The organism is Streptomyces sp. NPDC006643 (assembly GCF_042870175.1).
GTDB lineage: Bacteria > Actinomycetota > Actinomycetes > Streptomycetales > Streptomycetaceae > Streptomyces.
Window position 1 is genome coordinate 30,178 of record NZ_JBIAHA010000030.1, and the last position, 26,368, is coordinate 56,545.

Here is a 26,368-nt window from a genome sequence, read left to right on the forward strand (position 1 = left end):
AGTTTTACCATGCAAAGGTCATGCCCGGTTCGAGGCGTGAAGGGGATCGGGGCGGGTGACCCCCCGTCATCTGCTTTCGATCCAGTGGCGGACGGGTGGTTGCGGCCGTATGACGGACAGGTGGACATGTCCAGGCACCTTCGATCTGGGTATGTTCCTCGCCGTCAGGGCAGCCAGCGCCTCCCGGAGGAGTCGAGATCCGTGTCGGAAAGCAAAGACACCCACGTAGCTTCAGGAAACGCCCCCCAGGACCAGAAGTTCGTCTACGACTTCACCGAGGGCAACAAGGATCTCAAGGGACTCCTCGGCGGCAAGGGCGCCAACCTCGCCGAGATGACCAACCTCGGGCTGCCCGTCCCTCCGGGCTTCACGATCACCAGCGAGGCGTGCAAGGTCTACCTCGACACCGGCACCGAGCCCGCCGCCCTGCGCGACGAGGTCAGCGCCCACCTCGACGCCCTCCAGCGCGCGATGGGCAAGAAGCTCGGCCAGGCGGACGACCCGCTGCTCGTCTCCGTACGGTCCGGCGCCAAGTTCTCCATGCCCGGGATGATGGACACCGTCCTCAACATCGGGCTCTCGGACAAGTCGGTCGCCGGCCTCGCCAAGCAGTCCGGCGACGAGCGGTTCGCCTGGGACTCCTACCGCAGGCTCATCCAGATGTTCGGCAAGACCGTCCTCGGCGTCGACGGCGACCACTTCGAGGAGGCGCTGGAGGACGCCAAGCGGGCGAAGAAGGCCGCCACCGACATCGACCTCGACGCCGCCGACCTGAAGAAGCTGGTCAAGCAGTTCAAGAAGATCGTCGCGCGCGACGCGGGCCGTGACTTCCCGCAGGACCCGCGCGAGCAGATGGACCTCGCCATCCGCTCCGTCTTCGAGTCCTGGAACACCGACCGCGCCAAGCTCTACCGCCGCCAGGAGCGCATCCCCGGCGACCTCGGCACCGCCGTCAACATCTGCTCCATGGTCTTCGGCAACCTCGGCCCGGACTCCGGCACCGGCGTCGCCTTCACCCGCGACCCGGCCAGCGGCCACCAGGGCGTGTACGGCGACTACCTCCAGAACGCGCAGGGCGAGGACGTCGTCGCCGGTATCCGCAACACCGTGCCGCTCGCCGATCTGGAGACCATCGACAAGAAGTCCTACGACCGGCTGATGCAGATCATGGAGATCCTGGAGACGCACTACCGGGACCTCTGCGACATCGAATTCACCATCGAGCGCGGCGAGTTGTGGATGCTCCAGACCCGCGTCGGCAAGCGCACCGCCGGCGCCGCGTTCCGGATCGCGACCCAGCTGGTCGACCAGGGCCTGATCGACGAGGCCGAGGCGCTCCAGCGCGTCAACGGCTCGCAGCTGGCGCAGCTGATGTTCCCGCGCTTCGACGACGGTGCCCGAGCGGAACTGCTGGGGCGTGGTATCGCCGCGTCACCCGGCGCCGCCGTCGGCAAGGCCGTCTTCGACTCGTACACCGCCGTCAAGTGGTCCCGCTCCGGCGAGCGCGTCATTCTCATCCGCCGCGAGACCAACCCCGACGACCTGGACGGCATGATCGCCGCCGAGGGCATCCTCACCTCACGCGGCGGCAAGACCTCACACGCCGCCGTCGTCGCCCGCGGCATGGGCAAGACCTGTGTCTGCGGCGCCGAGGAACTGGAGGTCGACACCAAGCGGCGCCGGATGACGGTGGGCAGGACCGTCATCGAGGAGGGCGACATCGTCTCCGTCGACGGCTCGACCGGCAAGGTCTACCTCGGCGAGGTCCCGGTCGTCCCCTCCCCGGTGGTCGAGTACTTCGAGGGCCGTATGCACGCGGGCGCCGACGACGCCGACGAACTGGTCGAGGCCGTGCACCGGATGATGGCGTACGCCGACCGCCGCCGCAGGCTGCGCGTGCGCGCCAACGCCGACAACGCCGAGGACGCGCTGCGGGCCCGCCGCTTCGGCGCGCAGGGCATCGGACTGTGCCGCACCGAGCACATGTTCCTCGGCGAACGCCGCGCCATGGTCGAGAAGTTGATCCTCGCGGACACCGACGACGAGCGCGAACAGGCGCTGAAGACCCTGCTGCCGCTCCAGCGCAAGGACTTCGTCGAGCTGTTCGAGGCGATGGACGGACTGCCCGTCACCGTACGGCTGCTGGACCCGCCGCTGCATGAATTCCTGCCCGACATCACGGAGTTGTCGGTACGGGTCGCGCTCGCCGAGTCCCGCGAGGACCACAACGAGAACGATCTGCGCCTTCTCCAGGCCGTGCACAAACTGCACGAGCAGAACCCGATGCTCGGCCTGCGCGGCGTACGGCTCGGCCTCGTCATCCCCGGACTCTTCGCGATGCAGGTACGGGCCATCGCCGAGGCCGCCGCCGAGCGGAAGAACGCCAAGGGCGACCCGCGCGCGGAGATCATGATCCCGCTCGTCGGCACTGTCCAGGAGCTGGAGATCGTCCGCGACGAGGCCGAGCAGGTCATCGCCGAGGTCCGCAAGACCACCGGCATCGATCTGAAGCTGTCGCTCGGCACGATGATCGAACTGCCGCGTGCCGCGCTGACGGCCGGTCAGATCGCGGAGGCCGCCGAGTTCTTCTCCTTCGGTACGAACGACCTCACCCAGACCGTGTGGGGCTTCTCCCGTGACGACGTCGAGGCGAGCTTCTTCACCGCGTACCTGGAGAAGGGCATCTTCGGGGTGTCCCCGTTCGAGACGATCGACATGGACGGCGTCGGCGCGCTCGTACGCAACGCGTGCGAGGCCGGCCGTAAGACTCGGCCCGATCTGAAGCTGGGCATCTGCGGCGAGCACGGCGGCGACCCCGAGTCGGTGCACTTCTTCCATCAGGTGGGCCTGGACTACGTGTCCTGCTCGCCGTTCCGGATCCCCGTGGCGCGCCTGGAGGCCGGGCGGGCGGCGGCGCAGTCGGACGGCAGCGGCGACTCGCGCTGACTCATTGCCTTTCTCCCGTCCCCGAATGGAAAAGGCCGGGGAGCAAACAAATCGGGGTGCGGTCGGTGGATCCCCATCCATCGACCGCACCCCCTTTTTTCGGCCGGGCACGGAGCCGCAACCCTCACCGACCGCCGCCGGGCCAGCAAAGCCCCCCACGGCCTTCGCTGCGCCTTTCCGGTGGCTCGGGTTTCGCGCCTGACCTGCTACAGACTTCCGTTTCGCACCCGATCCGCGCGAAGCGTTTCAACTGTGGCTGAAACTCCGTGGTGACGGCCTGTGATGGCGTGCATACTCAACGCTGGCGTCGATTGCGGATGCAACAGAGATAACGAGTGGGGGATGGGTGCTGCGAATTCATTTCACGGGAAGAGACCTCGGCGCGGTGCGGATGGCCGCCGGTCCCGACCCGTTGTGGGAAACGATTCTCAGCTTTCACCGATTGCGCGACCGGCGGGGCGCACTCGTCTTCGGGGAATGGCGCACGGAAACACGGGTGAGGTTGAAAAGTGAAACACGTCTGCTCGGGGCGCTGATACCGAAGCGCGGCTATTTCCCGGACTTCCTCACCCCCGCCGAGAGCCGCGTCGGCCTCGCGCAGGGACTGGAGGCGCTGCGCGCGACCTCCGCGGAGCGGGTCCGTACCGAACTGGCGCTGCTCGCCGCCGGGCCGCCGACGCTCCCCGCCAAGGCCGCCGCGCTCCGCGACGACGACCCGGTGGAGCTGGGCCGGCTCGCCGGGGCGCTGCACGCGTACCACCGGGCCGCCGTGGAGCCCTACTGGCCGCACATCCGGGCACGCGCCGAGGCGGACCGGGTCGTCAGGGGCCGGGCGCTGCTCGACGGCGGCACCGACGAACTGCTCGCCACGCTCCCGCCGATGATCCGCTGGCGGGCACCGGTCCTGGAGGCCGACTACCCGGTGGAGCGCGAACTGACCCTGGACGGGCGGGGATTGCTGCTCCAGCCGTCGTTCTTCTGCCGGGCGACACCGGTCGTCTACCGCGATCCGGCGCTGCCCCCGGTGCTCGTCTACCCCGTCACCTACGCGCACGCCCCGGTCGCCGTGGGGCACGGCGGCCGGGGCGCGGGACCCTCCCTCGGCCGGCTGGTCGGCCGTACGCGCTCGGCCGTCCTGAGCGCGATAGCGCACGGCACGACCACCAGCGAACTGGCCCGCAGGGCAGGGGTGTCACTCGCCTCGGCCAGCCAGCACGCGTGCGTCCTGCGCGAGGCGGGCCTGGTGGTGACCCTGCGCCACGGCAACGCCGTCCTGCACACGCTCACCCCGCTGGGCGCCGCCCTGCTGCACGGCGGCGGCGCCCAGGGGATGTCCGGTACGGGGGCGTCGGGACAGGGCATGTCCGGTACGGCGGACGGGAGTTCCTCCTACGTACGGAACGGCCCCGTCACCTCGTAGGTGATGCCGCCCGACGAACTCCCGCTCGTACCGCGCTGGCTGGAGAAGTACAGCCGCGATCCGTCGGGCGAGAACGCCGGTCCGGTGATCTCCGAGCCCGACTGGCCGCCGACGCGCAGGAACGGCGCGACGACGTCATCGGGAGTGATCACACAGATCTCCAGATTCCCGCCGTCCTCCGCGACGAACAGATCGCCGGACGAGGAGCCGGTGACGTTGTCGACCCCCGTCAGCGGCGCGCCGCCGCCGCTGACGAGCGAGTCGTCGTACGTCAACTCGTAGGTTCCGGCGGCCGGATCGACCCGCCAGACCCGGTTGTCGCCCTTGGTGGTGAACCACACCGAGCCGTCGGCGTAGTAGCAGCCCTCGCCGCCGTTGAACCGCTTGGCGCCCGAGACCTGGTCACGGGTCTGGGTCGGCGAGCCGTCCGGGTCCGGCACCGTCGCCCAGGTGAACGCGCCGGAGGTCGCGGTGCCCGCGCGCAGCACCTGGAGGGTGCCGGCGGACAGGTCGCCCCAGGTGGTGGGCGTGAACCGGTAGAAGCACCCGTTCGTCTCGTCCTCGGTCAGATAGATCACCTTGCGCACCGGGTCGGCCGCCGCGGCCTCGTGCTTGAACAGGCCCATCGCGTCGCGCCGTACCGCCGGCTTCACCCCCCACGGGTCGGTCTCGTACACATACCCGCGGGTCACCTCCTCGCAGGAGAGCCAGGTGTTCCACGGGGTGCTGCCACCCGCGCAGTTCTGCCGGGTGCCGGACAGGACGCGGTACGCGCCGGTGATCGCGCCCGTCGCGGAGAAGCGGACCGCGCCCGCGCCGCCGGACGGGTTGATCTCCGAGTTGGAGACATAGATCCAGCCACTGCCGTCGGCGTAACAGGCGCCGCCGTCAGGGGCGTTGTGCCAGGTGTACGACGTGCCGGGCACGGTCTGCCCGGACCGTGCGACGACCCTGCTGGTGAATCCGGCGGGCAGTCGGATGTTGTTGGCGTCGGCGGAGCCGAGGGCGCCGTACGGTCCCGCGCCGGGCTGCGCGGGGTCGGCGTGGGCCGCGCCGCGCCAGAGAGTGCCGCCGAGCGCGGCGGCGGAGCCGGTGATGACCGCTCCACGCAGAAAATTGCGACGTTCCACTGGGCCGCTCCATGGGGGTGGGGTGGGCGTGAGGTCGCGTGCGCGCAACAGCGTAGGGCGATCGGATGGCCACCGGCTGAACTTCGCGGCGGCGTGGCCGGTCATCGGCGCGAACAGCCGCGGCGCCGCGCCCCGTGGCCCCGGCCCTGCCGCCGGGTCACGCGGCCGAGCCGCCGTCTATGACGAGGTCGGTCCCCACGACGGACGCCGCGTCCGCCGAGGCCAGATAGAGCACGGCCGCCGCGACCTCCTCCGTCGACGACACCCGGCCGAGCGGTGACTCCTCCTTCATCCGCACGACCCGCTCGGCGGCGCTCTCGCCCGGTCGCAGCGACATCGTGGTGTCCGAGGCGCCGGGGCTGACGGCGTTGATCCGGACCCCGTCCCCGATGTGGTCGAGGGCGGCGGCGCGGGTCAGGGTGGAGACGGCGGCCTTGGTGGTGAGATAGCCGGCCACGTTCGGGATGCGCAGATGCGCGCCGAGGTTGGAGGAGACGTTGACGATGGCGCCGCCGCCGTCGCGGCGCATCTGCGCGATCTCCGCCTGGAGGCAGTGCAGGACGCCGGTGACGTTGATGTCGAGCATGGCCTGCCAGTCCGTGACGGGGAGATCGGCGAGGGGCGTGCCGGCCCGGAAGATCCCCGCGTTGTTGACGGCGACGTCGAGCCGGCCGAAGTGGTCGACGGCCGTGCGCACCAGGGCCCGCACGTCGTCCGCGCGGGATACGTCGGTGGTGACGACGAGTGCGTCGCCGCCCGCCGCCGTGATCAGCGCGCGGGTCTCCTCCAGCGGCGCGGCGCCCCGGCCGGCGAGGACGACGGACGCGCCTTCGGCGGCGAACGCCACGGCGACGGCACGGCCGATCCCGGAGCCGGCGCCGGTGACGAGGACGGTCCGGTCGGTGAAGCGAGCGGGCATGGGTAACTCCCTTGTCGGATAAAGGTGGTGAGCGATGGTGAGGATGGTCGGCGGTGTGGGCCGGGGTGGTCGGCGCGGGTCCTGACCCGCTCCGCGCGCCGCCATGACGCACGCGAGCGCGACGAACACGCCCGCCGTCACGGCGGGCGGGAGCGCGTCGCCGCCGAGGAGCGGCAACCCGGCGAAGGTGAGTCCCAACGCGGCGCTGAGCAGGATCAGCCGGGGCCGGTCGAGGGCGAACGCGGCCCCCGGCCGGACGGGCGTGCCGAGGCCGGGTACGGTGGACGTGCTCGCGGGCATGCCGTTCCCCGTTTTTCTTGACCGATCGTTCCGTTATGAGGGCAGCGGGAACCCGGCCCGCCCGGGTGGTGAGGTGTGCCGGTCCCGTGCCGGTCCCGTCAGTCCAGCAGGGTCAGCGCCTGCTCGGCCGCGTCGCGTACCCGCGCCGGGTCCCGCGAGGTCTTGCCGACCACCCGCAGGCCCTGCATCAGCACGAGCAGCATGCGCGCCAGCGCGCGCGGATCGCGGTCGGCCGGCAACTCGCCCTGGCCCTGGGCCCGGACGAGCGCCGCGTGCGTCAGCGTCTCGATGTGCTGCCAGCTCAGCTCGACCCGGCGGGCCGCCTCACGGTCGTGCGGCCCCAGCTCGGCCGCCGTGTTGGTGATGAAGCAGCCCTTCTCGCGGCGTGATTCGGTGGTCGCCTCGGTGGCGAACATCCGCACCACCGCCCGTACCGCGGGCAGCGCCGGCCCCGGCCTCGACAGGGCGTCGAGCAGTGGCGGGTCATGCGTCTCGCCGTACCGGTCCAGCGCCTTGAGATACAGCTCGTGCTTGTTGCCGAACGTCGCGTAGACGCTGGCGCGGCCGATGCCGAGGTGCTCGACGAGGTCCGCCATGGACGTCGCCTCGTAGCCGCGGCGCCAGAACAGCTCAAGGGCCGACTGGAGCGCGGCGTCCGGATCGAATTCCTTGGTCCTGGCCACGGACCCGACTCTAAGCTTATGTGGAACGATCGGTCAAGATTTAATACGGGAGGCGTAGACCGCCACCGCCACCGACTCGTCGTCCAGACAGCGGCCCGTCTCCAGATCGAAGCGCTGCTTCAGCAGCGGCGAGGCCACGAAGGCGCGGCCGTCCTGGGTGCCGGTCAGCCCGCGCGACAGCACCTGGGCGCCGGAGTACGGGTCACGGTTGTCGATCGCGTACGTACGGCCCGCCCGGTCCATGAACAGCGCGGCCTGCCGGCCGTCCGGCAGCAGCGCGGCCACCCCCCGGCCCGGAATGAGCGCGGACCGGTCGCAGACCGTCAACCAGCCTTCTTCCAGGCGAAGTTGGAAGGCCGCCGCCACCAGGCCGGTCGTCGGGCTCGTCGGGCTCATTGGGCTCGTCGGGCTCATCGGGCCGACACCCCTTCCAGCGTCAGGAACGTCAGATCCGGCTTCATCTGGTCGCGCTCCGGCACGAACCGCACCGTCGGATCCGGCGCGTCCGGCGCGTTGACGAACGAGACGAAACGGCGCAGCCGCTCCGGGTCGTCCAGCGTCTGGGCCCACTCGTCGCGGTAGCCAGCCACATGGTCGGCCATCAGCTTCTCCAACTCCCCGCACAGGCCCAGCGAATCGTGCACCACCACGTCCCGCACATGGTCCAGGCCGCCCTCGATCCGTCCCAGCCACGCCGACGTACGCTCCAGACGCTCGGCGGTGCGGATGTAGAACATCAGAAAGCGGTCGATCAGCCGCACCAGCGACTCGTCGTCCAGATCCCGCGCCAGCAGATCCGCGTGGCGCGGCTCGGCGCCGCCGTTGCCGCCGACGTACAGATTCCAGCCCTCCGCCGTCGCGATGATCCCGAAGTCCTTGCCCCGCGCCTCCGCGCACTCCCGCGCGCAGCCCGAGACCGCCGACTTGAGCTTGTGCGGGGCGCGCAGCCCCCGGTAGCGCAGCTCCAGATCGATGGCCATCCTCACCGAGTCCTGTACGCCGTACCGGCACCAGGTCTGTCCGACACACGACTTCACCGTGCGCAGCGCCTTTCCGTACGCGTGCCCCGACTCGAAGCCCGCCGCCACCAACCGGGCCCAGATCCGGGGCAGTTGATCGACCCGCGCACCGAAGAGGTCGATGCGCTGGCCGCCCGTGATCTTCGTGTAGAGCCCGAAGTCCCGGGCCACCTCGCCGATCACGATCAGCTTCTCGGGGGTGATCTCACCGCCGGGGATACGGGGGACGATCGAGTACGAGCCGTTGCGCTGCAAGTTGGCGAGGAAGTGGTCGTTGGTGTCCTGGAGCGCGGCCTGTTCGCCGTCCAGGACATGGCCGCTCAGCCCCAGCGTCGGCGCGAGCGAGGCGATGATCGAGCCGACGGCCGGTTTGCAGATCTCGCACCCGTCACCGCCCCGCGCCCCCTCGCGGCCGTGCGAGTCGAGCAGCGCGGCGTACGACGTCACACCCAGGGTCCGGACGATCTCGTACAACTCGCCCCGCGTGTGCGGGAAACAGCCGCACAGGCCGCCGTCGCCCGCCGTGGGCAGGAGCTGTCCGATCACCTTCAGGCAACTGCCGCAGCCCGTACCGGCCTTGGTGCACCTCTTCACCTCGGGCAGCGTCGCGCAGGCGGTGATCGCGCCCTTCGTCACATGGTGGCAGCTACAGATCACGGCGCCGTCCGGCAGCGACGCCGGGCCGAGCGCGGCCGGTGTCCCGGCCCCCGGCGGCAGGACCAGCTGTTCCGGCGGTACGGGCGGTACGGAACCGGTCAGCGGGCGCAGCATCCCGTACGCGTCGGCGTCACCGACCAGGACACCGCCGAGCAGCGCGCCGTCCGCGCCGACGACGACCTTCTTGTAGACGCCGGAGCGGGAGTCCGCGTACACGACGTCGAGACAGCCGGGGGCGGCGCCGTGCGCGTCCCCGAACGACGCCACGTCCACGCCGAGCAGCTTGAGCTTCGTGGACAGGTCGGCGCCGGTGAACTCGGCCGCGCCCGCGCCGACTTCGGAGATCGCGTCCGCCGCCGTCCGCGCCATCTCGTAGCCGGGCGCCACCAGCCCGTACACCCGCCCGTCGGCCGTGAGCGCGCACTCGCCGATCGCGAAGATCCGGGGATCCGACGTACGGCACCGCTCGTCGACCGCGATGCCGCCGCGCTCGCCCACCCGCAGCCCCGCCTCCCGCGCGAGCCGGTCCCGGGGCCGTACCCCCGCCGAGAAGACGACAAGATCCGTCGCCAGGACCGAACCGTCCGACAGTGTCATGCCGTTGACCGCGCCTGCCCCGTCCGTCGTCACCTCCTGGGTGCCGACGCCCGTGTGGACGGTCAGGCCCAGGCCCTCGACGGTGCGCAGCAGCGCGGCTCCGCCGCCCTCGTCCACCTGGACGGGCATCAGCCGGGGGGCGAACTCCACGATGTGCGTGTCGAGTTCGAGTCCCCGCAACGCGCCCGCCGCCTCCAGGCCGAGCAGCCCGCCACCCACCACGGCGCCGGTGCGGGCGGTCTTCGCGTACTCCTCGATCGCCAGCAGGTCCTCGATCGTGCGGTAGACGAAACAGCCGGTGGCGTCCCTGCCCGGCACGGGCGGCAGATACGGGTACGAGCCGGTGGCCAGCACCAGCGTGTCGTACGTGAAGGTCCGCCCGGTGCGCGAGGCGACCGTGCGCGCGGCACGGTCGACCGTCACGGCCGGGTCGTCCAGATACAGCTCGATCCCGTGCCGGTCCATGAAGTCGAGCTCGACCAGGGAGAGTTCGTCCGGGGTGCGGCCGGAGAAGTACGAGGTGAGCCGGACCCGGTCATAGGCGGGGCGCGGCTCCTCGCAGAGCACCACCACCCGTGCCCGGCCGGTCGTGCCGCGCTCGGCGAGTGCTTCGAGGAACCGCTGGCCGACCATGCCGTGGCCGACGACCACGATGGTGGGGCGGGACGTTGTGTCGGGCATCTCAGGAGCCTCCGTCGGGAGTGAGCAGATGGAGCGGCGGGGTGGTGGGCGGCAGGGGCAGGTCGTCCTCCCAGGTGCGGGCGAGCGCGCCGACGGTGGTGAGGTCGCCGATGAGCACACCGCCGACGAGCCGGTCGCCCCGGACGACGACCTTGCGGTAGGCGCCCCGGGTGGCGTCGGTCAACTGGACGGTGTCGTCGCCGGGAAGGGGGGTCGTCACGCCGAACGCCGCGAATTCGAGGGGGACTTCGGGCGAGCTCTCGGGGGAGGGGGCTGGGGATGGGGCTGGGGCGGTCAGGGTGAGCCGGGTGAGGGAGCGGGTGCCGGTGTAGCGGGCCGAGGGGTCCACCGTGAGCAACCGGGCCAGCGCGTCGGCCTGTTCGAGCGCGGCACCGGCGAGACCGTAGAGCCGGCCGCCGTGCTCCGCGCAGTCGCCGATCGCGTGGACGCGCGGGTCCGACGTCCGCAGCTCGTCGTCCACGACGACGCCGCGCCGCACAGCGATCCCGGCGGCGCGGGCGAGGCCGGTGCGGGGGCGTACACCACAGGCCAGGACGGTGAGTTCGGCGTCGAGGCGGAAGCCGTCGGCGAGTTCGACGGCCGCCACCCGGGTGTCGTCGTCCGTGCGGACGAGACCGCGTACCCGGCACTCGGTATGGACCTCCACGCCCCACGACTCCAGTCGCCGCCTCAGCAACCGCGCGCCCGTCCGGTCCAGTTGGCGCTCCATCAGATACTCGCCCTGCTGGGCGAGCACGACCTGGGCGCCCCGTTCCGCGAGCGCGCGGGCGGCCGACACCCCGAGGAGCCCGCCGCCGATGACGACGGCGCGGCTTCCCGGCCGTACCGCCGCCGACAGCGACAGACAGTCGTCCATGGTCCGGAAGGCGTGCACACCCGCCGGCAGACCGTCGTGGTCCGGCCGGCGCAGTCCGCGCAGCGGCGGCAGGACCGGGTTGGAGCCGGTCGCGAGGACCAGCCGGTCGTACGGGACGGCTGCGCCGTCATCGCACCGCACCAGCCGTTCGGCGCGGTCGATCCCCACCACCCGAACGCCGCGTCGCTCCCCGCCGAGGACCGGCGGGAGGGCGACGACCTCGGGGCCGTACCGCCCGGCCAGCACCTCGGCGAGCAGGACACGGTTGTACGGGGCGTGCGGCTCCTCGCCGAGCAGGGTGACGTTCACCGTGCCGGCCGGGGCACTGGCCATGAGGCGCTGGGCCAGCCGTACCCCGGCCGTGCCCCCGCCGATCACCACGATCTCTCTCGTCCCACCACCGCCGGCTGCCATGACCGCAGACTGCGCGGCCGGTGTTACCCGGCGGCACCACCGCTGTTTCCCGCTCGGAACGCTGCCCTCAGCGCGGTCCGGCGCCGGGTGTGAGGCGGATCGAGGCTGATGTAAGGGACATCCACCGCGTCCCATAGAGTCATGATCATGCCGGACATATCACTGACCATGCTCGTTGTCCTCTGCCTCGCGGCAGCGGCGGCGGGCTGGATCGACGCGGTGGTCGGCGGGGGCGGGCTGCTGCTCCTGCCCGCCATGCTGCTCGGTCTGCCGAACGTCCCCGCCGCGCACATCCTCGGCACCAACAAGGCCGTGGCCATCGTCGGCACCACCGGCGCCGCCGTCACCTACGCGCGCAAGGCGCCGGTCGATGTGAGGAGCGCCGTACGGATCGGGCTGATGGCGCTCGCCGGATCGATGACGGGGGCGTTCTTCGCGGCCGGGATCAGCAGCGACGTGCTGCGCCCCGTGATCATGGTGGTGCTTCTCGGTGTCGCCGCCTTCGTGATGCTGCGGCCCTCGTTCGGCAGCGCGCGGGCGGGCGCTCCCGCCACCCGCGGCCGGCACATCACCGCCGTCGTCCTCGTCGGCGGTGGGATCGGCTTCTACGACGGGCTGTTCGGCCCCGGCACGGGCACCTTCCTCGTACTGGCGCTGACCGCCGTCCTGCACCTCGATCTCGTCACGGCGTCGGCCACCGCCAAGATCGTCAACGTCTGCACCAACGGCGGGGCCCTCGCGATGTTCGCCTACCAGGGCACCGTGCTGTGGCAACTGGCCGCGCTGATGGCGGTGTTCAACCTGGCGGGCGGCATGTTCGGCGCGCGGACGGCGCTCAGGAAGGGCAGCGAGTTCGTACGGGGCGTGCTGCTCGTCGTGGTGTTCTCGCTGGTGGCGAAGCTCGCCTTCGACCAGTGGACGGCGTGATCCACCCCCTCAGCGGGGCTGCCGGACGCCGATGAGATGCGCGTACGTCACCACGTTGCCCCGGTAACCGGTCCTGGCGGAGAAGCCGCCCCCGCAGGTGATCACCCGCAGCTCCGCCCGGTCGCTCTTCCCGTAGACCTTCCGGTCGGGGAAGTCCTCGTTGTCGTACACCTCGACCGCGTCGACAGTGAAGACACCGGTCCGCCCGTCCTCGCGGGTGACCTCGATGCGCCGGCCCTTCTTCAGGGTGCCCAGGCTGTAGAAGACGGCCGGGCCGCGTGCGTTGTCCACATGGCCCGCGACGATCGCCGTGCCCTTGGCGCCCGGGGTCGCGCCGCGCTCGTACCAGCCCGCGACCTCGCCGTCCTCGGCCGGCGGCACGTCCAGGCCGCCGTCCTTCGTCAGCCCCAGCCGGGTGACGGGCGCGTCGACACCGATCTCGGGTATCCGCAGCCGTACGGGGGAGGAGACCGGCATCGGGTCGGCGGCGGCGTCCGTGTGGAAGCCGGGCCCGGCGGCGAACGCCTGGGCGGCCGACGGGATCGGCGGGGTGATGTCCTGCGAGCCGTTCTGGACGAGCCACACGCCGACACACGCGGCGCCGGCGACCAGCCAGGCTTTGCCCTTGACGCTCATGGTCCGACCTGTGGGGTCATGGGTCCGATCCTCCGGAAGATGTGTTCCCCCGCCCCCGGCAGCGATGAGCATGACGGAGGCGGGGACCACGGCGGGACGGGGAGAGGCGGTGGAGGCCGCGGTCCCGTCAGCCCTGCGCGCCGCTCGCCCGGCGGCGCAGGAGCAAGGTCCCGCCGACGGCGGCTGCGGCCAGGATGGCCGCCCCCGCCGCGATCTGGGTGGTGTCGGGTCCGACGCTGCCGCCGACCCCCGTCCGCACATGGCCGGACGGCTGCTGCTCGCGGTGGTGCTCGACGGTCAGCTCACCGCGGGCCTCCCGGCCGTTCTCGCAGCGTACGAAGACGCGGTAGTTCCCCGCCCGGGTGTTCTCGGGCACCCGGAACTGGCCGACGACGATGTCCTTGTAGTCGCCCGGCCGCAGATGGAACTCGCCCGCGCCCAGGGAACTGGCGTCGCCCTTGCCGTGGCCGTCCTTGCCGCAGGCGGTGGTGTTGACCGTGACGGTCGCGCCGGGCGCGGACGTCGACGGGTACAGGTCCAGCCGGCCCCGGTCCCGGTCGCGGTCCCAGTCGCCGGCGACGGCGGGGCCGGAGACCAGGAGGGAGACTCCGAGCGTGTTGGCCGCCAGCGCGGTACCGGTCAGCAGGCGGGCGGTGGTGCGCATGGTGTCCTCCGTGGCGGCGCGGATCTCGTCTCTTCCGAGATAAGGCGCAGCGCGGCGCGCACGCCTGCTGATGGAGGATCAGATTGCCCGGTTCGGTACGGCGTGTCCCGCTTGCCAGTAGATGTTTCCGCAGGTCGGAGCTGTAGGATCAGGCGCGGGACACGCCGGGTGACCGGTCGTGCCGAATGGGTGAGGCCACGGTGGGCGGTAGCCGGCGGCGGCTCAGATCACGTCCCACTCCACCGCTTCGAACGCCGCCGCCACCGTCCCCATCAGCTCCGTGTCGACCGTGAACCGCACCTCGTCGATCCGGTCGACGGGCGCGAAGCCCTGGGAGTTCGTGAGGAACGCCGACGTGTACGAGGGCAGGTCGGCCAGCGTCACCGCGCGCCGCACGGACGGCAGCCGCGGCTCCAGCAGCGCCATGGTGATCCCCAGCAGCGACGGCGCCTCGGGCCAGACCACGGACGTGCCGTCCCAGAAGGCGATGTTGGTGATGGCGCCCTCCACCACCAGCCCGCCGGGCGCGGTCAGCAGCGCCTCGTCGAAGCCCGCGCGCTCCGCCGCCCGCAGAAAGTGCGTCTGGCCGAAGCCGCCCAGGTGTTTGATGTGCGGGACCGGGCGGACGTACGGCACCGACATCAGGCCGTGCGGCCGGACGGGCTTCGTCTGCGGCGGGCGGACGGTCACCATCACCCGCGCGTCCTTCTCGCCGTCCGGCCAGTGCACATACACCCGGACCGAGGCGTCCGGGACGTCACCGAGCGCGTGCCGCACCAGCTCCCGTACCCGCTCCCCGTCCAGGCCCGCGCCGAACAGCTCCCGGGTGGCGGAGTCGAGCCGGGCGAGATGGAGATCCCGGCCGCGTACCCGGCCGTCCCGGACCTGCATCGCGGTGAAGTGCCCGTAGCCGCTGAGCGCGGGGACCCGCAGCGCGGCCTCCGTCGCGGGCTCGCCGTTGACCTCGACCACTTCGACAACTTCGCTGGGGGCAACTTCGCTGGGCGCCATGGACCAACGGTAGAACCCGTCAGTCCTCGATCAGTCTGCGGGGGCCGGGACCGTGCGACGCCAGTTCGTCGCCGGGGTTGGACAGCACGCAGCGGTCCAGCGAGAGGCAGCCGCAGCCGATGCAGTCGGCGAGATTGTCGCGCAGCCGCTGGAGGGTTCTGATCCTGATCTCCAGGTCCGCGCGCCAGCACTCGGAGATCCGGGCCCAGTCCTCCTCGGTGGGCGTACGGTCCTCCGGCAGCAGTGCCAGCACCTCGCGGATCGTGGCGAGCGGGATGCCGAGGCGCTGCGAGGTGCGGATGAAGGCGACACGCCGGAGGGTGTCGCGGCTGTAGCGCCGCTGGTTGCCGGAGGTGCGGCTGCTGGTGATCAGGCCCTCGCGTTCGTAGAAGCGCAGGGCGGAGGCGGCGACGCCACTGCGTTCGGCCAGTTCACCGACCGTGGCTTCCTTGGCGTTCCAGGCGAGTTGGGTCATACGGGCAAGAGTAGCTTGACCTGAACCATGGTTTAAGTACGACGCTCGTGCCATGGACATCACGACGATTGATTCCGCGACCGAAGCGATCCCGAATTCCCCCGGGGCCCCCGCCGGGGCCGCCACGCGGGTTTCTCCCGAGGCCGCCACGCGGGCTCCCGCCGCGCCCCTGAAGCTCGCCGTCATCATGGGCAGCAACCGCGAGGGCCGGTTCGGCCCCGTCGTCTGCGACTGGTTCGTCTCCCGCGCCGCCGGGCGCAGCGACTTCAGCGTCGAGATCATCGACCTCGCCGACACCGACCTGCCGACCGCGCTCTCGTTCAACCCGGCGGCCCCGGTCCGCGACCAGCTCGCCAGGATCACCCACCGGCTGGCCGAGGCCGACGCCTTCGTGGTCGTCACCCCCGAGTACAACCACTCCTACCCCGCCTCGCTCAAGACGCTGATCGACTGGCACTTCGGCGAGTGGCAGGCCAAGCCCGTCGGCTTCGTCTCCTACGGCGGGATCTCCGGCGGCCTGCGCGCCGTCGAGCATCTGCGCCAGGTCTTCGGCGAGCTGCACGCCGTCGCCGTCCGCGACACCGTCTCCTTCCACAACGCCGGCGCCCTGTTCGACGACGAGGGCCGGCATCTGGACCCGGACCGCCCGCACGCCGCCGCCACCACGATGCTCGACCAGCTCGCCTGGTGGGGCCTGGCCCTGCGCGACGCCAAGTCCGCCCGTCCGTACGCCGGTTGACGGGGGCGCGACATGCTGGTCCGACTGCTTGCCGCCCAACTGCGCCCGTACCGAAGGCTGATCGCCCTCGCCGTGCTCCTTCAGCTCGTCCAGACCCTGGCCACGCTCTATCTGCCCACCGTCAACGCCGACATCATCGACAACGGCGTCCTGCGCGGCGAGACGGACCACATCCTGTCGGCGGGCGCGGTGATGGTGGCCGTCACCCTGCTCCAGATCGGCGCCGCCGGCGCCGCCGTCTACGTGGGCGCCCGAGTCGCCATGGGCGTCGGCCGTGATCTGCGGTCCGCCGTCTTCTCCCGCGTACAGGACTTCTCCGTACGGGAGATGAGCCACTTCGGCACCGCCTCGCTGATCACCCGCACCACCAACGACGTGCAGCAGGTGCAGACGCTCACGGTCCTCGCCCTGACCGTGCTCGTCGCCGCGCCGCTGACCTGGGTGGGCGGCATCGTGATGGCCGTCAACCAGGATCCCCCGCTCGCACTGCTCCTGCTGATCTTCATCCCCCTCCTCGCCGCGGTGGTCGGGCTGATCCTGCTGCGCATGCCGACGCTCTACCGCGGTATGCAGGAGCGCGTCGACAACGTCAACCGGATGATGCGCGAGCAGATCACCGGCATCCGCGTGATCAGGGCCTTCGTGCGGGACGAGCACGAGCAGGCGCGGTACGGAGGGGCGAACCGCGAGCTGATGACCGTCGCCCTGCGCGTCGGCAGGCTCATGGCGCTGATGATGCCGTCCGTCATCCTCGTCTGGGAGCTGGCGACCGTCACGATCATCTGGTTCGGCGGGCACCGGATCAACTCCGGTGATCTGCAAGCCGGTTCGCTGATCGCCTTCCTGAGCTATCTGATGCAGATCCTGATGGCCGTGATGATGACGCTGTTCCTGCTGATGCAGGTGCCGCGCGCCGCCGTGAGCGCGGAACGCATCCGGGAGGTCCTGGACACCGAGTCCAGCGTCGTGCCGCCGTCCCCCTCCGCGTCCGTGACCGAGCCGCGCGGCCCTCGCGGTGAGCCCGGCCGGCTGGAGATCCGCGGCGCCGGCTTCAGCTACCCCGGCGCCGAGGAACCGGTGCTGACCGGCATCGACCTGACGGCCGCCCCCGGCCGTACCACCGCCGTCGTCGGTTCCACGGGCAGCGGCAAGACGACGCTGCTCAATCTGGTGCCGAGACTGTTCGACGCCACGGCGGGCGAGGTACGGATCGGGGGAGTCGACGTACGGGACATGGACCCGGCACTGCTCGCCCGCACCGTCGGCCTCGTCCCGCAGAAGCCGTACCTGTTCTCCGGCACCGTCGCCTCCAACCTCCGCTACGGGAAACCGGACGCGACCGACGACGAGCTGTGGCGGGCGCTGAGGACCGCGCAGGCAGGGGAGTTCGTCTCCGCGCTGCCCGAAGGGCTCGACGCCCCGGTCTCCCAGGGCGGCGGCAACCTCTCCGGCGGCCAGCGCCAACGCCTCGCCATCGCACGGGTGTTGGTGACCAGGCCGGCGCTGTATCTGTTCGACGACTCGTTCTCGGCGCTCGACTACACGACCGACGCGGCACTGCGCGTGGCACTGGCCGAGGAGACCGCGGCCACCGGCGCGACCGTGGTGATCGTCGCCCAGCGGGTGTCCACCATCCGCGGCGCGGACCGGATTGTCGTCCTCGACGAGGGGCGGGTCGCCGGCGCGGGCAGCCACGAACAGCTCATGCGGGACAACCACACCTACCGGGAGATCGTCCTCTCCCAACTCAGCGAGGAGGAAGCCGCATGAGCGCTCCAGCACGCCGGGGCCCCGCGCCCCAGCGCGGTCCCGGCACGGTCGCGACCCCCTCCCTCGAACGCTCCCTGGACTTCCGTCGCTCCGGCGTCCGGCTGCTGCGGATGGTCACCCCGGGAGCCACCGAACGCGCCCTGCTCCTCGCGGTCCTCGCCGCCGGTACGGGAGCGGTGGGCCTGTCCGTCGTCCTCCCGAAGATCCTCGGCCACGCCACCGATCTCGTCGTCTCCGGCGCGACGCGGCCCGGCGGCGTCGACTTCCGCGAGGTGGGCGAGAGCCTTCTCCTCGTACTCGCCCTGATCACCGTGTCCGCCGGGCTCACCTGGGTCCAGATGCGGCTCACCGCCGAACTCGTCCAGCGGGCCGGCCACCGGCTGCGCGAGCGGGCGCAGCGCAAACTCGCCCGGCTGCCCCTGGCGTACTTCGACAAGCAGCCACGCGGTGAGATCCTCTCCCGTACGACCAACGACATCGACAACATCACCCAGACCCTGCAACAGGCCTTCGCCCAGATCATGCGGGCGCTGCTCACGCTGGTCGGCGTACTGGCGATGATGGTCTGGATCTCGCCCCTGCTGGCCCTGGTGGTGCTGGCGACCGTGCCGGTCTCGGTGCTCGGCGCCGTACTGATCGGCAAGCGCGCACAGCCGCAGTTCGTCCGGCAGTGGGACGTCACCGGCAAGCTCAACGGGCATGTCGAGGAGATGTACACGGGCCACGCGGAGGTGGTGGTCTTCGGCCGCAAGGACGACGCCGTACGCACCTTCGAGGAGCACAACGAGGCGCTGTACGCGTCGAGTTTCCGGGCCCAGTTCATCTCCGGCTTCATCCAGCCGGCCATGACCTTCGTCGGCAATCTCAACTACGTCCTCATCGCGGTCGTCGGCGGGCTGCGCGTCGCGTCCGGGACGCTGTCCATCGGCGACGTGCAGGCATTCGTGCAGTACTCCTACGAGTTCAACGGACCGGTCACCCAGATCGCCTCCATGGCGAACCTCCTCCAGTCGGGGGTCGCTTCGGCGGAGCGTGTCTTCGATCTGCTGGACGCGGACGAGGAGTCGGCGGAGCCCGTCACGGAGCCGGAGCGGCCCGACGAGTCCGCCGGCCGGGTCTCGTTCGAGAAGGTCGCCTTCAGTTACGAGGTCGCGAAACCCCTCATCAAGGACCTCTCCCTGACCGTGGAACCGGGCCAGACCGTCGCGATCGTCGGCCCCACCGGCGCGGGCAAGACCACCCTCGTCAATCTGCTGATGCGCTTCTACGAGGTGACCGGCGGCCGGATCACCCTCGACGGCGTCGACATCTCCACGATGTCGCGGCAGGAACTGCGCTCCGGGATCGGCATGGTCCTCCAGGACACCTGGCTGTTCGGCGGGACGATCGCCGACAACATCGCGTACGGCGTGTCCGGCGACGTCTCGCGCGAACGCGTCGTGGAGGCGGCGATGGCCACGCACGCCGACCGCTTCATCCGTACGCTCCCCGACGGCTACGACACGGTCGTGGACGAGGAGGGCGGCGGGCTCAGCGCGGGCGAGAAGCAACTGCTCACCATCGCGCGGGCGTTCCTCGTCGAGCCGTCGATCCTGGTGCTCGACGAGGCGACCAGCTCCGTCGACACCCGCACCGAGGTCCTCATCCAGCGGGCGATGTCGTCGCTGCGCGAGGGCCGCACGAGCTTCGTGATCGCGCACCGGCTGTCCACGATCAGGGACGCGGACGTGATCCTGGTGATGGAGGCGGGCCATATCGTGGAACAGGGCACCCATGACGAACTGCTGGCGTCCGGGGGCGCGTACGCCCGTCTGTACGCCTCGCAATTCGCGGCGGTGGCCTGATCCGGGGAACCGACCGAGGTTTCCGGCCGAGGTTGCCGGCCGAGGTCCGAGCATGGACCCGACCGAGGAACCCATCTCTGAGGAGTCGCTCTTATGACCGGGCCCGAGTTTCTGACCGTACTGACCACGACCGACAGCGCCGCGAAGGCGCGGGACCTGGCCCGGGGCGCGGTGGAGGCGCGGCTCGCCGCGTGCGCGCAGATCTCGGCGCCGGTCACCTCCGTCTACCACTGGCAGGGCGCGATCGAGACGGCGGAGGAGTGGCAGGTGCTCCTCAAGACGACCGCCGCCTGTTACGAGGCACTTGAGGCGCATCTGACGGCCGCGCACGACTACGACACACCGGAGATCCTGGCGTTCGAGGTGGTACGCGGCAACGCGCCGTACCTCGCCTGGCTCGCGGCCGAGACGGACACCCCCTAGGGCGTGTCCGCAAAGTCGCGTCTGGCTCTCGACGCCTGGCACGCACGCTCGCCGCGTTGTCGGAGTCATCCACGTACGTCCAGTATGAGGACGATCCTCCGCCTTGCGATCGCACGCACCAGACGCCGTGAGCCCCGCCCTACGGGCGGACGACGCCACTTTGCGGACACCCCCTAGGGCCTGCGGGACGCGGCCCGGTGGTCGTCCCCGTCGCGGCCGGTGAGTTCGCGGGCGCGGCGGACCGTCGCCGCGTCGACCATCGCGCCGCCGCTGTCACGGAACACCCCGCTGCCCGCACCGACCCGCCGCTCGAAGAGGTCCAACAGGGCGTGCGCGTCGGCCAGTTCACCGGGGTCGACACCGAACACCTCGTTGGCGACGGCGACCTGCGCCGGGTGGATGCAGGCGCGCCCCTGGAAGCCCAGCCCACGCAGCCGCAGGCTCGACGCGCGGAACGCCTCCGGGTCCGAGGTGTGCACCGACACGGGCGCCACCGCCGAGACGAGGCCGCGCGCGGCCGTGTGCGCGACCGTCAGTCCCCGGGCCCAGTCGAGCAGGTCGTCCCCGGGGCCGGTATCCGGTGTCATCCGCAGATCCGCCCGCAGGTCGACCTCGCCGAGCTGAAGGTGCCGTACGCCGGGGCGGCCCGCCGTGTCGCCGAGGGAGAGCAGCCCGGTGGCGCTCTCGATCAGCAGCCCGAGCGCCACGGCTCCGTCGGCGAGCAGTCCGACGAGCGCGTCCAGGTCGTCCCCGGCGGTCGCCTTCGGCACCCACAGCCCGTCGACGCGGCCCGTGGCCAGCAGCGCGCGGGCGTCGTCCCCGCCCCTGGCGCCCTCGTTGATCCGTACCCACAGCTCGGGCGGCCGTGGTCCCTCGGCGGTGCGTGACTCGGCGAAGGCGACGGCCGCCGCGCGTGCCTCGTCCTTCCGTGACGGCGCCACCGCGTCCTCCAGATCGAGGATCAGGGCGTCCGCCCCGGAGCGCGGCGCGGCACGCAGGAAGCGGGGCTGGTCGGCGGGTACATAGAGATGGGAGCGGGGCGGCCGGCCGGACATGGAGACTCCTTACGCATCATGAATCAGATGATGCATTTTCCATGACGATGATGTAGCTTGCGACTCACCATACTTCAAGTCCGGTGCCGCGTACGGAAGTGGGCGAGGTGCCCCGACCCGTGACCCGGGCTCGTAACCACGGGAGGACCGCGGCGTGTTCGAAGCCGACAGCGTGACGATTACCGTGCTGGTCGAGAACCAGGTGGACATGCTGCTGCCCGACCAGGCCAGCCCCACCGGCGGTGCGGACGGGGCCGTGGACGACCACTGCGTCTCCCGGTACGGCCTGATCGAGCATTTCGATCCCAAGCGCGTACCGCCCCAGGCCGAGAACGGCATCAGCTTCCTCGTCGAGGCCGTACGGGGCCGGCACAGCGTCCGCGTCCTGTTCGACGTCGGCCTCACCGGCACCGTCCTCGAACACAACATGCGGGTGCTCGGCGTCGACCCCGCCTCGGTGGACCATGTCGTCATCAGCCATGGCCACCCCGACCATTTCGGCGGAATCCACCGCTTTCTCGACCTCGCCGGGCGCCGTATCCCGGTCGCCACCCACGCCGACGCGGAACTGCCGCGCTACGCCGTCATGGGCGACGGCCGCACCTCCTCCGTCTACAACGCCGCGTTCCGGTTCGGCGAGGTCGAGAGGTCCGGCGGCGTACCCGTACTGACCCAGGACCCACTCGACCTCGGCTGCGGTGTGCACACCACCGGCGTGATCCCCCGCACGGTCGCCTTCGAGGCGGGCGCCGCACCGGCGTTCAAGCCCGGTGACCCCGGTCTCTACCAGGTCTCGCCCGAGGGAAAGCTCCGCCGCGACGAGGTGATGGACGAGATGGGCCTCGTCATCGACGTACGCGGCGAGGGCCTCGTCGTCCTCACCGGCTGCGCGCACGCCGGGGTCGTCAACACGATCCGGCAGGCGCGCGCGGTCTGCGGGCCCAAGCCCGTCCGCGCCGTGATGGGCGGCTTCCACCTGGGCTTTCCCACCACCCCGGCGGAGAACGTCGACCTGACCGCCGCCGCGTTCGCCGAGCTGGAGGTCGCCACCGTCATGCCGATGCACTGTTCCGGACTGCGCACCCACACCCGGCTGTCCACCGACATGTCCGCCAACTACGTGCAGCCCGCGGTCGGCACCGTGCTGCGCTTCGGCCGCTGATGACCGGCGACCTGCGGGGCATCCGGGTGATCGCGGTCGAACAGGCCGTGGCGGCGCCCCTGTGCACCCGCCATCTGGCCGACCTCGGCGCCGAGGTCGTCAAGATCGAACGCCCCGGCGGCGGTGACTTCGCGCGCGGCTACGACGAGAGCGTGCACGGTCTGGCGAGCCACTTCGTCTGGCTCAACCGGGGCAAGCGCAGCGTCGTACTGGACCTGAAGACCGACCCCGGGCGGCGGGCGCTGCGCCAACTGCTGGCCGGGGCCGACGTACTGGTCTGCAATCTCGCGCCCGGCGCGCTGGGCCGGATCATCACCGACGAGGCGCTGGCGGAGCTGAACCCGCGCCTGGTGCGCTGCTATCTCTCCGGCTACGGACCGGCCGGCCCGTACGCCGACCGCAAGGCGTACGACGCGCTGGTGCAGGGGGAGGTCGGCACGATCTCCGCCACCGGGACGCCCGAGACCCCGGCCAAGCCCGGTGTCTCCCTCGCGGACCTGGCGGGCGGGTCGTACGCGCTGAGCGCCGTCACCTCCGCCCTGTACGCGCGGACACGGACCGGACTGGGACAGCGGATCGACATCGCCCTGTTCGACGTGCTGCTGGAGTGGATGAGTCCGCTGCTCCTCGCCGAACTGCACTCGGGGTCGGCGCCCCCGCCGGCCGGTCTGCGGCACGCCAGCATCGCGCCGTACGGCCCGTACACGACGGCCGACGGCCAGGACGTGCTGATCGCCGTGCAGAACGAGGGGCAGTGGCAGCGGCTCTGCCGCACCGTGCTGGCCGACCCGGCGCTGCTGGCCGACCCCGACTTCGCCTCCAACAGCGCGCGCGTACGGCACCGTGAGCGTACCGAACGGGCCGTGCAGGCGCGGCTGATCACCCTGTCCACCGCCGAGGTCACCGCCCGGCTGGAGGCGGCCGACGTGCCGCACGCCCGGCTGAACCAGATCGGCGACGTGCTGGCCCATCCACAGGCCGAGGCCGCCGGACGCTGGTCGGAGGCGACGCTGCCGGACGGGCGGGCGGTCCGGGTGGTCACCTCGCCGCTGCACCGCACACCGGAGCCGCCTGGCGGCCGGCGGGTGCCGGCGCTGGGGGAGCACACGGCGGAGGTGCTGGCCGAACTCGGCCTGACCGAGGCGGACATGGCGGAGCGGGAACCGGCGGGTTAGGGCCCGGACACGCACGTGGTCGTCGGAGGGGCGGTGAGCATCGCCCCTCCGACGGACGGCCGGGCGCCGCTCACCGCTCAGCCGTTGTCGCCGATCGGTCGTTGTGCCGGTCGGTCGTTGTCGCCGGTCGGTCGTTGTCGTCGCTCAGTCGTTGTCGACGTCGAACGGGTCGGCCACCGGCCGGCCCGTCAAGTGCTTGCCCAACGCCAGGAAACTGCGCGAGAGATGCCACTCCGTCGCCTTCGCCAGCGCGTCCCCGTCGCCGAGCCGGGCGGCGGCCAGCATGGAGCGGTGCTCGTTGGAGGTCTCGTCGGCCCGGTCGTGCAGCACCTGGAGCACGTCCCACGGGAACTTCTGCCAGAGCTGGTCGATCTCCGCCGCCAGACCGTCGTTGCCGCACTTGGCGTAGAAGAGGAAGTGGAACTGGTAGTTGGACGCGTTCAGCCGCGCCCGGTCCCCCTCCTCGGCCGCCTGCTCCATGTCGGTGACCAGCCGCTCGGCGAGGTCGATGTCGAGCGGGGAGAGCCGCCGGGCGGCCCGCTGCATCGCGTACGGCTCCACGAGACGGCGCAGCAGGTAGACGGTCTTGACCTGCTCGTAGTCGGCGTCCGCGACCCGTACGCCCTTGTGCGGCTCGCCGACCAGCACACCCTCGGCCTCCAGCAGCCGCAGCGCCTCGCGGACCGGGGTGATGCTGGTGTCGAACATCGCCGCGAGCACGTCCTGTTGGATACGGCTGCCCCGGGGCAGCTCGCCCTCGCTGATCATCCGCCGCAGCTCGGTCGCGATGCGGTCCCGTTTGGTCGGCGCCTTCCCGGCCGTCTTCGACGCCGCCTTGGCGGTCGTCCTCGCGGGCGTCCTGGCAGGCGCCTTCGCCGGTTTCGGCACGGACTTCGCGGCACGCTCGGGTACGACGCCGTCCGTCGTGGCGGTCTTGGTCTGTCGGGACTGCGGCGGCATGTCGTGGTCCTTCTGTCGTGGCGCTCGGCGAGCGGTGGGGGAGTGGGCGGGGTGCGGGCGACGGGGTGCGGGCGGCGGGCCTGACGAGTGTCCCATCGAACGGAACGGCCCAGTGTGGTGCGGGGAATTGAGGACGGCGGACGTCAGTCGGCGGGTGCCGCGCGGAGCCCGTCGTGGAAGGCGGTGAGCGCGGCGGCGAAGGCCGCCGGCTCGTCCAGATAGGCGACATGACCGGCGCCCGGCACCACGGCGGCGGTGCCGCCGAGCCGGTGGGCGAGCGCGTCGGCCGCGCTCGCGGCCACCCGGTGGTCCCGCGCGCCGCGCAGCACCCGGCAGGGCAGCCCGAGCGCGGTCGCCGACGTGTGGGTGCGCCAGCCGAGCGTGGCGCGCAGGGAGTCGAGCAGGACCTCGGACCGGGTGCCCGCCATCGCGTGGCGCAGCAGGTCACGGTGGCCGGGGTCGGCGGAGAGCAGGGTGCTGTCGACGTAGTTCCGGGCGAAGACGGCCGTGCCGTCACGCTCCAGCGCCGCCCGGGTGTCCGCGGGCCGGCGGGCCGCCTCGGCGCCGTCGGCCGGGGGGAATCCGACCAGGGTCAGCGAACGCACCCGGTCCCGGTGCCGTTCGGCCAGGGCGAGCGCGACGAGCGCGCCGAGCCCGGCCCCTACGACGTCGACGGGCGCTACGCCGTCGACGGTCCCGGCGACATCGACGGGCCCGGCGACGTCGTAGGGGCCGGCGGCTTCCGTGCCGTACGCGGACAGGGCCGCGCTCACCGCCCCGTCCACGGTGAACGGCTCCGCCGCGCGGGCCCCGTGGCCCGGCAGGTCGGGCGCCGTCAAGTGCCGCACGCCCGCGCCGAGATGCCCCAGTGCGGGCGCCCAGGTCGCGGCGGAGCCGCCCCAGGTGTGCAGCAGGAGGAGAGGGGTCTCCCTCGTGGTCATAGGCACCTCATACCAGGATGATGCATTTTCCAGTTTCTGAAGTATAGCTATTGCGTGTCAGGCATCTTAGACCCAGAATCCCGTCTATGACCACGATCAAATCGGTAGCCCGAGCCGTACCGACCGGCGACGGAGACGACACCCGGGCCGCCGTCGGCACCGGTGCCGGCACCGGCGCCACGGTGCTGCTGGACGGGCTGACCATGCGATTCGGTGAGCGCACGGTCTCCAAGGACATCAACCTGACCATCGGCGCCGGCGAGGTGCTCTCCATCGTCGGCCCGTCCGGCTGCGGCAAGACCACCCTGCTCCGCGCGGTGGCCGGCCTCATCCCACCGGCCGAGGGCGCGGTCCGTATCGACGGCCACGCGGTGAACGGCACGCCGGACGGCGTGGCCATGGTCTTCCAGCACTTCGGCCTCTTCCCCTGGAAGACGGTCGAGTCGAACGTCGCCTACGCGCTGCGCGTACGGGGGACGGGCAAGAAGGAAGCCCTCGACCGGGCCCGGGAGCTGATCACCCTGGTCGGGCTCACCGGCTTCGAGAAGTCGTACCCACACCAGTTGTCCGGCGGCATGCAGCAACGCACCGGCCTGGCCAGGGCGCTGGCCGTACGCCCCCGGCTGCTGCTCATGGACGAGCCCTTCGGCGCGCTCGACGCGCAGACCCGCGAGGTGCTCCAGTTCGAACTCCTGCGTATCTGGCAGGACCTCCCCGTGACGATGCTGTTCGTCACCCACTCGATCGACGAGGCCGTTCTCTTCGGGAACCGGATCGCCGTGCTGGGCGGCCGGCCCAGCGGCGTCGCGGAGTTGATCGACGTGACGCTTCCGCCGGACCGGGACCGGTCCGTACTCGCGACGCCGGAGTTCCTGGCGATCCGTGAGCGCGTCTGGTCCCTGATCATGAACGCCGAATCGGGCCGCTGACCGAACACCCCCGA

23 protein-coding genes are annotated in these 26,368 nt (G+C 71.4%); 10 read left to right on the forward strand and 13 right to left on the reverse strand.

All coding sequences use genetic code 11. The annotated features are described in order from the left end of the window. Positions 1 to 201 precede the first annotated feature (201 nt). On the forward strand, positions 202 to 2,946 hold the full coding sequence (gene ppdK / locus ACFYNU_RS32830; RefSeq protein WP_356593534.1) for a pyruvate, phosphate dikinase: 2,745 nt from the start codon (positions 202 to 204) through the stop codon (positions 2,944 to 2,946). Between the two features lie 346 nt (positions 2,947 to 3,292). After that, positions 3,293 to 4,366 (forward strand): winged helix-turn-helix domain-containing protein, encoded by a 1,074-nt coding sequence (locus ACFYNU_RS32835; RefSeq protein ID WP_356593532.1) that lies wholly within the window; start codon positions 3,293 to 3,295, stop codon positions 4,364 to 4,366. Here ACFYNU_RS32835 and ACFYNU_RS32840 read toward each other — a convergent pair. The 6 genes from ACFYNU_RS32840 to ACFYNU_RS32865 form a co-directional block, all read right to left on the reverse strand. Next, positions 4,336 to 5,496: an alkaline phosphatase PhoX gene (locus ACFYNU_RS32840; RefSeq protein ID WP_356593530.1), complete on the reverse strand. Its 1,161-nt coding sequence runs from the start codon at positions 5,494 to 5,496 to the stop codon at positions 4,336 to 4,338. The two genes, ACFYNU_RS32835 and ACFYNU_RS32840, sit on opposite strands and share 31 nt — an antisense overlap. 157 nt (positions 5,497 to 5,653) lie before the next feature. Next, a complete protein-coding gene (locus ACFYNU_RS32845; protein ID WP_356593593.1) occupies positions 5,654 to 6,415 on the reverse strand; it encodes a glucose 1-dehydrogenase in 762 nt (253 codons plus the stop codon). Positions 6,416 to 6,813: 398 nt separating this feature from the next. Further along, the gene (locus ACFYNU_RS32850) at positions 6,814 to 7,398 is read right to left on the reverse strand and encodes a TetR family transcriptional regulator (RefSeq protein WP_356593528.1); all 585 of its coding nucleotides are present in this window, start codon (positions 7,396 to 7,398) and stop codon (positions 6,814 to 6,816) included. 33 nt (positions 7,399 to 7,431) lie between these two features. Beyond that, positions 7,432 to 7,794 (reverse strand): nitrite reductase small subunit NirD, encoded by a 363-nt coding sequence (gene nirD, locus ACFYNU_RS32855; RefSeq protein ID WP_356593526.1) that lies wholly within the window; start codon positions 7,792 to 7,794, stop codon positions 7,432 to 7,434. Between the two features lie 14 nt (positions 7,795 to 7,808). Next, the gene (gene nirB / locus ACFYNU_RS32860) at positions 7,809 to 10,352 is read right to left on the reverse strand and encodes a nitrite reductase large subunit NirB (RefSeq protein WP_356593524.1); all 2,544 of its coding nucleotides are present in this window, start codon (positions 10,350 to 10,352) and stop codon (positions 7,809 to 7,811) included. Between the two features lies 1 nt (position 10,353). After that, complete coding sequence (locus ACFYNU_RS32865) at positions 10,354 to 11,643, reverse strand: FAD-dependent oxidoreductase (RefSeq protein WP_356593522.1); 1,290 nt, start codon at positions 11,641 to 11,643, stop codon at positions 10,354 to 10,356. Positions 11,644 to 11,790: 147 nt separating this feature from the next. On the opposite strand from ACFYNU_RS32865, the gene ACFYNU_RS32870 reads away from it, so the two are divergent. After that, the gene (locus ACFYNU_RS32870) at positions 11,791 to 12,570 is read left to right on the forward strand and encodes a TSUP family transporter (protein WP_356593521.1); all 780 of its coding nucleotides are present in this window, start codon (positions 11,791 to 11,793) and stop codon (positions 12,568 to 12,570) included. Between the two features lie 9 nt (positions 12,571 to 12,579). Here the strand turns inward: ACFYNU_RS32870 and ACFYNU_RS32875 are convergent, their stop codons facing one another. From ACFYNU_RS32875 to soxR, 4 genes are all read right to left on the reverse strand, one after another. Then, positions 12,580 to 13,206 (reverse strand): class F sortase, encoded by a 627-nt coding sequence (locus ACFYNU_RS32875; protein ID WP_356593519.1) that lies wholly within the window; start codon positions 13,204 to 13,206, stop codon positions 12,580 to 12,582. A 127-nt stretch (positions 13,207 to 13,333) separates the two neighbouring features. After that, the gene (locus tag ACFYNU_RS32880; RefSeq protein ID WP_356593517.1) at positions 13,334 to 13,870 is read right to left on the reverse strand and encodes a hypothetical protein; all 537 of its coding nucleotides are present in this window, start codon (positions 13,868 to 13,870) and stop codon (positions 13,334 to 13,336) included. Between the two features lie 222 nt (positions 13,871 to 14,092). Further along, positions 14,093 to 14,881, reverse strand: coding sequence for an aminotransferase class IV (locus ACFYNU_RS32885; RefSeq protein WP_356593515.1), 789 nt, complete (start codon positions 14,879 to 14,881; stop codon positions 14,093 to 14,095). A 19-nt stretch (positions 14,882 to 14,900) separates the two neighbouring features. Next, positions 14,901 to 15,356 carry a redox-sensitive transcriptional activator SoxR gene (gene soxR / locus ACFYNU_RS32890; RefSeq protein WP_356593513.1) on the reverse strand — a complete coding sequence of 152 codons (456 nt, stop codon included), beginning with the start codon at positions 15,354 to 15,356 and terminating at the stop codon, positions 14,901 to 14,903. A gap of 52 nt (positions 15,357 to 15,408) precedes the next feature. On the opposite strand from soxR, the gene ACFYNU_RS32895 reads away from it, so the two are divergent. The 4 genes from ACFYNU_RS32895 (at position 15,409) to cutA (ending at position 20,132) form a co-directional block, all read left to right on the forward strand. Beyond that, positions 15,409 to 16,095 (forward strand): NAD(P)H-dependent oxidoreductase, encoded by a 687-nt coding sequence (locus ACFYNU_RS32895; protein ID WP_356593511.1) that lies wholly within the window; start codon positions 15,409 to 15,411, stop codon positions 16,093 to 16,095. 12 nt (positions 16,096 to 16,107) lie between these two features. Further along, a complete protein-coding gene (locus ACFYNU_RS32900; protein WP_356593509.1) occupies positions 16,108 to 17,865 on the forward strand; it encodes an ABC transporter ATP-binding protein in 1,758 nt (585 codons plus the stop codon). Next, positions 17,862 to 19,709, forward strand: a complete 1,848-nt coding sequence (locus tag ACFYNU_RS32905; protein WP_356593507.1) for an ABC transporter ATP-binding protein — start codon at positions 17,862 to 17,864, stop codon at positions 19,707 to 19,709. The genes ACFYNU_RS32900 and ACFYNU_RS32905 overlap by 4 nt, the downstream gene beginning before the upstream one ends. A 93-nt stretch (positions 19,710 to 19,802) precedes the next feature. Then, positions 19,803 to 20,132 carry a divalent-cation tolerance protein CutA gene (cutA, locus tag ACFYNU_RS32910; protein ID WP_356593505.1) on the forward strand — a complete coding sequence of 110 codons (330 nt, stop codon included), beginning with the start codon at positions 19,803 to 19,805 and terminating at the stop codon, positions 20,130 to 20,132. Between the two features lie 173 nt (positions 20,133 to 20,305). Here cutA and ACFYNU_RS32915 read toward each other — a convergent pair whose 3' ends face one another. Continuing rightward, on the reverse strand, positions 20,306 to 21,187 hold the full coding sequence (locus ACFYNU_RS32915) for a CoA ester lyase (protein WP_356593503.1): 882 nt from the start codon (positions 21,185 to 21,187) through the stop codon (positions 20,306 to 20,308). A gap of 154 nt (positions 21,188 to 21,341) precedes the next feature. On the opposite strand from ACFYNU_RS32915, the gene ACFYNU_RS32920 reads away from it, so the two are divergent. Further along, on the forward strand, positions 21,342 to 22,349 hold the full coding sequence (locus ACFYNU_RS32920) for an MBL fold metallo-hydrolase (RefSeq protein ID WP_356593501.1): 1,008 nt from the start codon (positions 21,342 to 21,344) through the stop codon (positions 22,347 to 22,349). Continuing rightward, positions 22,349 to 23,524, forward strand: a complete 1,176-nt coding sequence (locus tag ACFYNU_RS32925; RefSeq protein ID WP_356593499.1) for a CaiB/BaiF CoA-transferase family protein — start codon at positions 22,349 to 22,351, stop codon at positions 23,522 to 23,524. Before ACFYNU_RS32920 ends, ACFYNU_RS32925 begins: the two co-directional genes overlap by 1 nt. Before the next feature lie 144 nt (positions 23,525 to 23,668). Here the strand turns inward: ACFYNU_RS32925 and ACFYNU_RS32930 are convergent, their stop codons facing one another. Together ACFYNU_RS32930 and ACFYNU_RS32935 are read right to left on the reverse strand one after the other, a co-directional pair. Continuing rightward, positions 23,669 to 24,484: a GntR family transcriptional regulator gene (locus ACFYNU_RS32930; RefSeq protein WP_356593497.1), complete on the reverse strand. Its 816-nt coding sequence runs from the start codon at positions 24,482 to 24,484 to the stop codon at positions 23,669 to 23,671. A gap of 143 nt (positions 24,485 to 24,627) precedes the next feature. Beyond that, positions 24,628 to 25,425 carry an alpha/beta fold hydrolase gene (locus ACFYNU_RS32935; protein ID WP_356593495.1) on the reverse strand — a complete coding sequence of 266 codons (798 nt, stop codon included), beginning with the start codon at positions 25,423 to 25,425 and terminating at the stop codon, positions 24,628 to 24,630. A gap of 86 nt (positions 25,426 to 25,511) precedes the next feature. Here ACFYNU_RS32935 and ACFYNU_RS32940 point away from each other — a divergent pair, with 86 nt between their 5' ends. Beyond that, on the forward strand, positions 25,512 to 26,354 hold the full coding sequence (locus ACFYNU_RS32940; protein ID WP_356593493.1) for an ABC transporter ATP-binding protein: 843 nt from the start codon (positions 25,512 to 25,514) through the stop codon (positions 26,352 to 26,354). Positions 26,355 to 26,368: the final 14 nt, after the last annotated feature.